Source organism: bacterium (assembly GCA_017744355.1).
GTDB lineage: Bacteria > Cyanobacteriota > Sericytochromatia > S15B-MN24 > UBA4093 > JAGIBK01.
Genome location: JAGIBK010000015.1, coordinates 1 through 9,001 on the forward strand (window position 1 = coordinate 1; position 9,001 = coordinate 9,001).

The 9,001-nt window shown below is 66.4% G+C and carries 9 protein-coding genes; 5 read left to right on the forward strand and 4 right to left on the reverse strand.

The genetic code is table 11. The features are described from left to right. Nucleotides 1–516, reverse strand: a 516-nt coding sequence (locus tag J7643_19835; GenBank protein ID MBO9542846.1) for a hypothetical protein, incomplete at its 3' end; no start/stop codon positions are given. Between the two features lie 59 nt (nucleotides 517–575). Here J7643_19835 and J7643_19840 point away from each other — a divergent pair. The 3 genes from J7643_19840 to J7643_19850 all read left to right on the forward strand — a co-directional run bounded on the left by J7643_19840 (nucleotide 576) and on the right by J7643_19850 (nucleotide 2,647). Then, nucleotides 576–1,244, forward strand: a complete 669-nt coding sequence (locus tag J7643_19840; GenBank protein MBO9542847.1) for a hypothetical protein — start codon at nucleotides 576–578, stop codon at nucleotides 1,242–1,244. Nucleotides 1,245–1,648: 404 nt separating this feature from the next. Continuing rightward, nucleotides 1,649–2,035, forward strand: a complete 387-nt coding sequence (locus J7643_19845; GenBank protein ID MBO9542848.1) for a hypothetical protein — start codon at nucleotides 1,649–1,651, stop codon at nucleotides 2,033–2,035. A gap of 120 nt (nucleotides 2,036–2,155) precedes the next feature. Then, a complete protein-coding gene (locus J7643_19850; GenBank protein ID MBO9542849.1) occupies nucleotides 2,156–2,647 on the forward strand; it encodes a hypothetical protein in 492 nt (163 codons plus the stop codon). Nucleotides 2,648–2,702: 55 nt separating this feature from the next. Here J7643_19850 and asnS read toward each other — a convergent pair whose 3' ends face one another. Then, the gene (gene asnS, locus J7643_19855) at nucleotides 2,703–4,100 is read right to left on the reverse strand and encodes an asparagine--tRNA ligase (protein ID MBO9542850.1); all 1,398 of its coding nucleotides are present in this window, start codon (nucleotides 4,098–4,100) and stop codon (nucleotides 2,703–2,705) included. Nucleotides 4,101–4,151: 51 nt separating this feature from the next. Here asnS and aspS point away from each other — a divergent pair, with 51 nt between their 5' ends. Further along, a complete protein-coding gene (gene aspS, locus J7643_19860) occupies nucleotides 4,152–5,912 on the forward strand; it encodes an aspartate--tRNA ligase (GenBank protein ID MBO9542851.1) in 1,761 nt (586 codons plus the stop codon). 66 nt (nucleotides 5,913–5,978) lie between these two features. Here aspS and J7643_19865 read toward each other — a convergent pair whose 3' ends face one another. Beyond that, nucleotides 5,979–7,193, reverse strand: a complete 1,215-nt coding sequence (locus J7643_19865; GenBank protein MBO9542852.1) for a cation:proton antiporter — start codon at nucleotides 7,191–7,193, stop codon at nucleotides 5,979–5,981. Continuing rightward, entirely contained in the window at nucleotides 7,190–7,549 is a 360-nt protein-coding gene (locus J7643_19870; GenBank protein MBO9542853.1) for a hypothetical protein, read from the reverse strand. The genes J7643_19865 and J7643_19870 overlap by 4 nt, the downstream gene beginning before the upstream one ends. A gap of 943 nt (nucleotides 7,550–8,492) precedes the next feature. Here J7643_19870 and J7643_19875 point away from each other — a divergent pair. After that, on the forward strand, nucleotides 8,493–9,001 hold a 509-nt coding region (locus J7643_19875; protein ID MBO9542854.1), incomplete at its 3' end, for a hypothetical protein.

Genomic DNA, 9,001 nt, shown 5'->3' on the forward strand with positions numbered 1-9,001 from the left:
GGCGGCGCCTTCAACCAGGGCACCCAGGTTGGCGTCGGCGGCGGGCCTGGCGGTATCAACCAGGGTCTCGGCCAGACGGCCGGCGTGGTCGGTGGCGGCGGTGGCCCGGGTGGCGGCGGCGCCTTCAATCAGGGCACCCAGGTTGGCGTCGGCGGCGGGCCCGGCGGCATCAACCAGGGTCTCGGCCAGACGGCCGGTGTCGTCGGCGGTGGCGGTGGCAGACGCGGTGGCGGCGGCGGCTTCGCCGGTAACCAGGGCACCCAGGTTGGCGTCGGCGGCGGGCCTGGCGGCATCAACCAGGGTCTCGGCCAGACCGCCGGCGTGGTCGGCGGCGGCGGTGGCCGAGGCGGCAACACCGGCTTCGCCGGGAATCAAGGGACCCAGGTCGGCGTCGGCGGCGGCGGTGGCGGCATCAACCAGGGGCTCGGCCAGACCGCTGGCGTCGTTGGCGGTGACAACACCCGCCGTGGCCGGCGCGGCGGCCCCCGTTAAGGGCTTGGCCTGATCCCGTCTCATCCCAGGCCGGCGCGCGAGCGCAATGGCGCGCCGGCCGTTCGCTATTGCCAGGAGGCCCCATGGTGCGGCACCTCTCTCGCATCCCGCTCGGCATCGCCTGCGCGCTGCTCGCCGGCTGCGCCCAGCCCCTGAACGCCCCCACGCCATCTCCCCGGGCCCATGCCACCCCCGATCGGGCGACCCAGCAGGTGAGCCAGGTCATCGGGCCGGGCGGCATCACCCAGAACGTCGGCGGCGTGAGCCAGAGCGTCGGATCGCCCTTCGGGCCGGGCTTCCCCTTTTCATGGGGGAGCGGCGCGGGCGGCAACAGCACAACCACCACGGTCACGGGTCCTGGCAGCGTCGCCTCCGTCACGACGGTGACCTCAGGTGGCGGCGGCCAAGCCGCTTACTCCAGCACGGTCTCGGGCAACCGCGAAGACATTCGTGCCTCCTACAACGTCTACGGTCCCAGAACGCTCGAGGTCTCGAACCTGAGCGGCAACATCGTGATCGTGCGCGGGCCCGGTAACCGGCTCTCCTTCGAGGCCATCAAGGAGTCCGGGGCAGGGCCGGCTGAACTGGGGAAGGCCACCATCGCGGTCTCGACCGCGGGGCCCTTCTCGATCGTCAGCAACTACCTGGACCCGAACGCTCGCCTCAACATCAACTATCTCATCCGCGTCCCCTACAACATGAGCATCGGTCGGGTCACCACCGGCAGCGGCACGGTCTCGATCAACCTCTGAGCACTGGGCCCCTCATCCCCTTCACGGCTCCCTCGGGCCCGGTACGCGCCCGGGGGAGCGATACGCTGCAGCCCCACGCCCAATCTAACGCGATGAGGCTCAAGACTCCCCTTCAGGCTTGAATGAACTCGCTCGTTTAAGAACGACTTACGCTTGAACAGGCGTTGCGCGCAATAAATTCAGCGAGTTGAACCAAGGTTGAAGCGGCATCAAGCAGGGAAGCAAGGCAGAAGGGAGCTAGGAAGGTTTTTTTGCGGTCAAAGCATCCAAGAGATAACGCTTGCCCCCATGTTAGAACAACCATCACACGCTCGTGATGCGTAAGCATCCCTAGCAGGTGTGATGGTCGATGAGATCGGCTGCAAAGCATCCGATCGCCGTCTAGATGAAGGGGGAATCCGTTCATGTTCAAGACCATGATTCAAGCGACAATTCTTGGCACCCTTTTGGCCACCAGCGTCGGGTGCGGGCTCGCTCCCACCATGGACGTCCAAGGCGGCTCGAAAAATCGGTCGAGCGGGGGCATCTCGCAGACCATGAACCAAACGGCAAATTCCGAGGTCAGGGGCGGCTACTCGGGCGGCGCCCTCAACAACAACGCCGTGGCCGTGAACGTCGGGTCGCAGCGCGCCTCGGGCAACAACATCAACCAACGCCTTGATCAAGAGGCCAATGCGAAGGTCAAGTCCTCCACGCCCATTTCCGGCCTCTCCACCGCCAACGGCAACGCCGTGAGCGTCAACGTCGGCAAGCAGCAGGCCAGCAACAATAACAACAAGCGGCGCTACTAAGCCCCGCCCCGGAGCACGAACGCCAAAACGGTTGCGGCCCCGCTTTTCAGGCGGGGCCGCAACCGGGGCGGATGAGAGCATCAAGCGCTCGGAGAGAGACGTGAACGGAGGTTCTCACCCATGGGCAAGAAGCTCACGAGCAGGGCCATCGCGGCCTGCATGGTGGCGCTCTGCGCGGGCTGCGCACAGGGTCCCTCGATGACCGACGTCCAGGCATACGCCAAGAGTCAGGCCAAGAGCTTGGTCGTCGGCAACGAAAGCAAGGCGACCACCAAACAGTCGGCCAAGGCCCAAGACGGATACGACAACGCGGGCTACGCCAACGGCCAGGGCGTGGCCATCAACGAGGCGAGCCAAGTGGCGATCGGCAAACGCAACCAGGTGCATGCCGACCAGCAAGCCCGGGCCGAGGGCGGCAGCCACAACAGTGGCGTGCTCAACGGCAATGCCGTCGCGAGCAACGCGATCGAGCAGGCAGCCATCGGGCGCGGCAACCGCCTCGAAGGGGAGCAGTCGGCGAAGGCCGAAGGGGCCTCTTACATCCGCGGCAGCGGCAGCGGCAACGCCGTGAGCGCCAACCAAGGGCGCCAGGTCGCGATTCGCGGCCGCTGAGCGGCGCTCATTGCAAACGGCGCGCCCCCGAGTGGGGGCGCGCCGTTTGGCTGCGTTAGGGGTAGATGCGGGTCAAAAGGCGCGGGAAGGGGATGCACTCCCGGATGTGCTCCAGGCCGCAGATCCAGCGGATCGCGCGCTCGATGCCGAGGCCGAAGCCGCTGTGGGGCACCGAGCCGTACTTCCTGAGATCGAGGTACCAGCCGTAGGCCTCCTCGGAGAGGTCGTGCTCCTTCATGCGCTCGACGAACAGGTCGTAGTCCGCGATACGCTGCGAGCCGCCGATGATCTCGCCGTAGCCCTCGGGGGCGAGCATGTCGGCGCAGAGGGCCACCTCGGGGCGGCTGGGGTCGGGTTGCATGTAGAAGGCCTTGATGGCCGTCGGGTAGTGGGTGACGAAGAAGGGAGTCTCGAACTGGTGGGCAAGGATGTCCTCGTCGTCGTTGCCGAAGTCCTCGCCCCACTTGATGTCCGAGCCGGCCTTCTGGAGGCGCTCGACGGCCTCGTCGTAGGTGATCCGGGGGAAGGCGCCCTGGGTGGTCTTCTCGAGCTTGGTCACGTCGCGCTCGAGCACGGCCAGGTCCTCGCGGTTCTTCTCGAGCACCCGCTTGACCACGTGGGCGACGAAGTCCTCCTGGACCTGCACGTTCTGGGCGAGCTCGGCGTAGGCCATCTCGGCCTCGACCATCCAGAACTCCATCAGGTGGCGGCGGGTCTTGGACTTCTCGGCGCGGAAGGTGGGGCCGAAGCTGTAGACGTTGCCGAAGGCCATGGCGCCCGCCTCGAGGTAGAGCTGGCCGGACTGGGCGAGGAAGGCCTTGTCGTCGAAGTAGTCGGTCTCGAAGAGGGTGGTGGTGCCCTCGCAGGCGGCCGGGGTCAGGATCGGCGTGTCGAAGCGGATGAACTCGCGCGATTCGAAGAACTCGTGCATGGCCATCTCGATGGTCGAGCGGATGCGCAGGATGGCGTGCTGGCGCTTGGAGCGGATCCACAGGTGGCGGTGGTTCATGAGGAAGTCCACGCCGTGCTCCTTGGGCGAGATCGGGTACTCGCCGAGGGGGATCTGGACCGCCTCGACCGAGGTGACCGTCAGCTCGAACCCGCCCTGGGCGCGCTCGTCGGCGCGGACGGTGCCGGTCACGACGCAGGAGGCCTCCTGGCTCAGGGAGTCGGCGGCGTTCCAGCTCTCGTCGCTGACCTGGGCCTTGACGACGACGGCCTGCACGATGCCCGAACCGTCGCGGACCTGCAGGAACTGGAGCTTGCCCTTGGAGCGCTTGTTGTAGAGCCAGCCGCGGATCACGACCTCCTGGTCGACGAAGTCCTTGAGATGGCTGATTTTCGCCTCGTGGCGGGTGGCGGTCTCGGTCACGGTCTTTCCCTTTCCAAGTGGTGCTCGCTGCGTTAAAATCGAGGTGGTTAAAATAACATTATAGCTTACGAATGGGGCCATGCAGCCCCCCCGAAGCATCGTTCAAGACAGGAGCCGGAAGTGAAAACCGCCATGCCCGAGATTCGCCTCGGTGAACGTTCCCACTACTGCGGGGACCTGCGTGCCGACGCCATCGGCGCGAACGTGACCCTCTACGGTTGGGTCGACTCCCGCCGCGACCACGGCGGGGTCATCTTCGCGGACCTGCGCGATCGCACCGGCCTGGTCCAGGTCGTCTTCAGCCCCGAGGTCGCCGCCGAGGCCCACCAGCTCGCCGACCGCCTGCGCAACGAGTACGTGATCGGCGTGACCGGCAAGGTCCGCGCCCGCGCCGAGGGCATGGCCAACCCCCGCATGGCCACCGGGGAGATCGAGGTCTACGCCGACAGCCTGGTCATCTGGAACGCCTCCAAGCCCCTGCCCTTCATGATCGAGGGGGGCAAGCCCGAGGTCGACGAGACCGTCCGCCTCAAGAACCGCTTCCTCGACCTGCGCCAGCCCTTCATGCAGGAGGCCATGATCAAGCGCCACCGCATGAACCAGATCATCCGGCGCTACATGGACGACAACGGCTTCATCGAGGTCGAGACCCCGATCCTCACCAAGAGCACCCCGGAAGGGGCCCGCGACTACCTGGTGCCGAGCCGCGTGCACCCGGGCGAGTTCTTCGCCCTGCCCCAGTCGCCCCAGATCTTCAAGCAGCTCCTGATGGTGTCGGGCTACGATCGCTACTTCCAGATCGCCCGCTGCTTCCGCGACGAGGACCTGCGCGCCGACCGCCAGCCCGAATTCACCCAGCTCGACGTCGAGATGAGCTTCCCCAGCCAGGAGCTCGTCCTCGACACCATCGAGACGCTCGTCAAGAAGCTGATCCTCGAGATCGCCGGCGCCAAGGTCGAGAAGGCCGCGCGCATGACCTACGACGAGGCCATGGGCCGCTACGGATCGGACAAGCCCGACACCCGCTTTGGCCTTGAGCTGGTCGATCTGACCGAGGCCGCCAAGGGCTGCAGCTTCAAGGTCTTCGCCGAGGCTCCCCAGCTCAAGGGCATCTGCGTGCCCGAGGGCAGCTCCAAGATCAGCCGCTCGCAGATCGACGCCTTGACCGAGTTCGTCCGCGGCTTCGGCGCCAAGGGCCTCGCCTACCTCAAGGTCGGCGAAGCCTCGGGCCCGGTCGCCAAGAACCTCTCCCCCGAGGAGACCGACCGCATCGTGGCGGCCGCGGGCGCCAAGGCCGGCGACCTCATTTTCTTCGCCGCGGACAAGCCCAAGAACGTGGCCGAGGTGCTCGGCCGCCTGCGCCTCAAGCTGGGCGAGGACCTCAAGCTGATCCCCGAAGGCCGCTACGACCTGCTGTGGGTCACGGACTTCCCCATGTTCGAGTACGACGAGACCGAGGGCCGCTACTACTCGATGCACCACCCCTTCACCCGGCCGCGCGACGAGGACCTCGACAAGCTCGAAAGCGCCCCCGGCGAGGTCAAGGCGATCGCCTACGACATCGTGCTCAACGGCTACGAGATCGGCGGCGGCAGCCTGCGTATCTTCCAGCGCGACGTGCAGGAGCGGGTCTTCCGCATGCTGGGCCTCAACGAGGAAGAGATCCAGCACAAGTTCGGCTTCCTGCTCTCGGCCTTCGACTACGGCACCCCGCCCCACGGCGGCCTCGCGCTCGGCCTGGACCGCATCATCATGCTGCTCATCGGCCGCGACAACATCCGCGACGTGATCGCCTTCCCCAAGACCCAATCGGCCAAGGACCTGATGGCCAACTGCCCGAGCGAGGTGGACGCCAAGCAGCTCAAGGAGCTGCACATCCAGCTCAAGGGCTAAAATCCCTCGATGCGACCGGGCCGCCCGAATGGGCGGCCCGGTTTCGTTGCGATACAGCCGCAGGCGTTAGGGGGCCAGGCGCGGTATCGGCATGATGGCCCCCGCCTGAGCCTTGGCGGCCGGCGCCTCGCCGGATCGCAGGATGGCGAGGCGCGTCAGGTAGGGACCGATTGCCTCGAAGACGACCACCGCCCCGAGGGCCACCGGCAAGATCGGGCCCGCCATGTCCGGGAACTTCTCCTGGACGATGAAGGCGAGACCGATGGCCATGCTCGCCTGGGGCACCAGGCCGCAGCCCAGGTACTTGCGGCAGACCGGGTCGGCACCGGCGAGCGTGGCGCCGAGCGAGCCGCCTAAGAGCTTGCCGGCGAAGCGCCCACCCACGTAGGCCGCCCCGATCCAGCCCATGGTCGCAAGCTCCGCCAGGTGCAGGGACGCCCCCGACAAGGTGAAGAACATGATGAGCAGGGGGCCCTCCATGGCCTTGACCAGGTCGAAGACCTGGATCTTGACCGGAACGGTGTTGGCGACGGTCGCCCCGAAGACCAGCATCACGAGCAGCACCGACAGGTGAAGCCACTCGCAGGCCCCGGCTCCGAGCAGGATCAGGCCGATGGTCGGCAGCTTGAGGCTGTCCCGGCCGTAGGGGGTCAGGGACCAGGCGCGCAGCGCGAGGGCGAGGCCCACCCCCAGGAGGGTCGAGCCGCCGATCTCGCGCAGGGGCGAGAGGAGGGCCTCCTGCCACGCGACGGCCGCCGCTCCCCGGTGGACCACCTCGACCACGGGCAAGAGCAAGTTGAAGAGGACCATCTCGACCAGGCTGTTGAGGGCGATGACGGCGAGCAGGGTCTTGACCAGCTCACCGCGGGCGCGCAGCTCGCGGATGACCCCCAGGGTGGCGGCAGGGTCGGTGGTGCCCGCGATAGCCCCCATCAAGAGCGCGATCGCAAGCGGCGCATGGGCGAGGAGCAAGAGGCCCGAGACCAGGGCGAAGGTCAGGGTGCACTGGACGAGGGTGATCGACAAGAAGCGCGGCCCCAGCTTGCGCAGCTCCTGGAGCTTGAACTCCTCGCCCAGGAGAAAGAAGATCGTCGCCAGACAGAAGGCCGAGAGGGGCTTCAAGGCCCCGAGGGTCGCCTCGCCCACCACGTGGAAAGCCGAAGGGCCCAGGGCGACCCCCACCAGGAGGTAGCCCGTGACCGCCGGCAGCCCCAGGCGCTTGAAGAGGCGGGCGCAGGCGAAGCCCAGGAGGACGAGGAGGCCGAGGTAGAGCAGGGTCATCGGCTCACCTCCGTGAGGGCCTTATCCCCCTGGAAGCAGCGGAAGTGAGAAACCTTCCAGGTACAGAGCATGCCCGAGTAGGGGGCAGAAAAGCCGTCGAGCAGGCGCTCGGCCGCAGCGATGACCCGGGGGGTCGCCTCCTCGGGCACGATGGCGAGGACGGTCTTGCCCTGCTCGCGATCGGCGCCCTCCAGGCCCAGTTGGCGAGAGAGCGAGGGGTAGGCCCCGAGCCACGAGAGGAACTCGAGCCCCTGGCTGTCGTACACGGTGGCCCCGGGGGCTCCGGCCTCCTTGATGTCGGCGAGAAGCGCCTGGAGGCGCTCCGCCGAGGGCAGGATGATCAAGACGGCATCCATCACGGCGACTCCTTTCGATCCGGGGCCAGGCCCCGCGACATCACCCCTCGAGCGTACGGGGCCCGTCCTGAGTCACCGTGAACGCACCGTGACCTGCAAGCTACAGATCACCCGCTCGCTAATTCGCTCCCATGAAAGCCGGTCGGTATGAGCCAAGCCGAGCAGCGGCGCACGCAAAAGCCCCCGGCCGATTGGCCGGGGGCTGAAGGGCGCGACGGCGGGTCGCGCGAAGGTTCAAAGCTTACGGACGGCGTACCGGCACCGGCACCATACCCAGGCGGGCTGTGCGCGGGCGGCTCCAGCGCTCCAGCAACAGCAGGGCGGCGCACCCACTCAACAGCACTGCGATCATCGATACCTCCTCCCGGGATCCTGCGATGGGACGTCTCTCCCGATTCCCGGCTCGACAGCAAAATGTGTCGCAATATTAAGCGCAACGCCTGACTGCGTCAACAGACAAGCGACCCCTCATGCCCTCTTCGCGCCGACTTCGGCCCACCCCCGGCGGCGCGGGGATTAAATCTTGATTAATCGCTTAACCAAGGCGCGAAAAAGCCTCGGTCGAAAGGCACGTCACGAGCCAATCCTCGCTTCTCAGCCACCTTGAACAAGAGGCCTTGTGCACCGCAAAACCGCTCTTAGAGCGGGTCTTGGCGATCGCCCTCCTTAACCTGATCGCGTTGACAGGGACCGCTGCTTGGTGTTACAAATCGTTACGTCAAGGCAAGCGAAACTTCGATTCGCCAAAACCGACCAAGCCCACGACGCGACGTCAACATCTCACCTCTATAGCAGACAACCTCGCACCAACATGGCCGTCCTCCGACCTAGAAAGGAGGTCTCCCGCACGGCCGGTGACTCTGGGTGAAGCCCGGTCGCTTCCATTCACCCACGGTGTGTGTGTGTCCAAAGCTAAAAACCACGGCTCAGAGAGGTGAATGACATGACCAACGCGAGCAAGAAGGCTCTTTTTGCGCTGACGCTCTCCGTGAGCGCGGTCGCCGGCTGCGCCAAGTCGCCCGCGACGACCCCTCCGGTTCCGAACGACGGCGCGAAGGTCGTCGACCTCGACCACGTCAAGAATGCCGGCGGCGAAGTCCTTCAGCCGCCCCCCGTCTGTCCGCAGCCGGGCATCTGGAACGCTGACTGTCGCTTCATCGCCTTCACCGCCTGCCGCCAGGAACGCATCGGCCAGGTGGTCAAGGAGAAGAAGTACTTCCGCCCCTACAAGAACGCGAACGGGGGTATCGACTACCGGGAAGACGGCAAGTACGGGACCTACGAGGAGTACTTCGACAACGACGGTAAGCGGAAGTTCCGCGAGGTCCTCAAGGTCCGCTCGGCCGGTGGTCTCTTCCTCTGGGACGAGGCGCTGCTCGACGTCTACATCCTGAACGGGGCACTCGCAGGTCTCAACTCGAACGGGACCTCGATCGACGGCACCAACAAGGA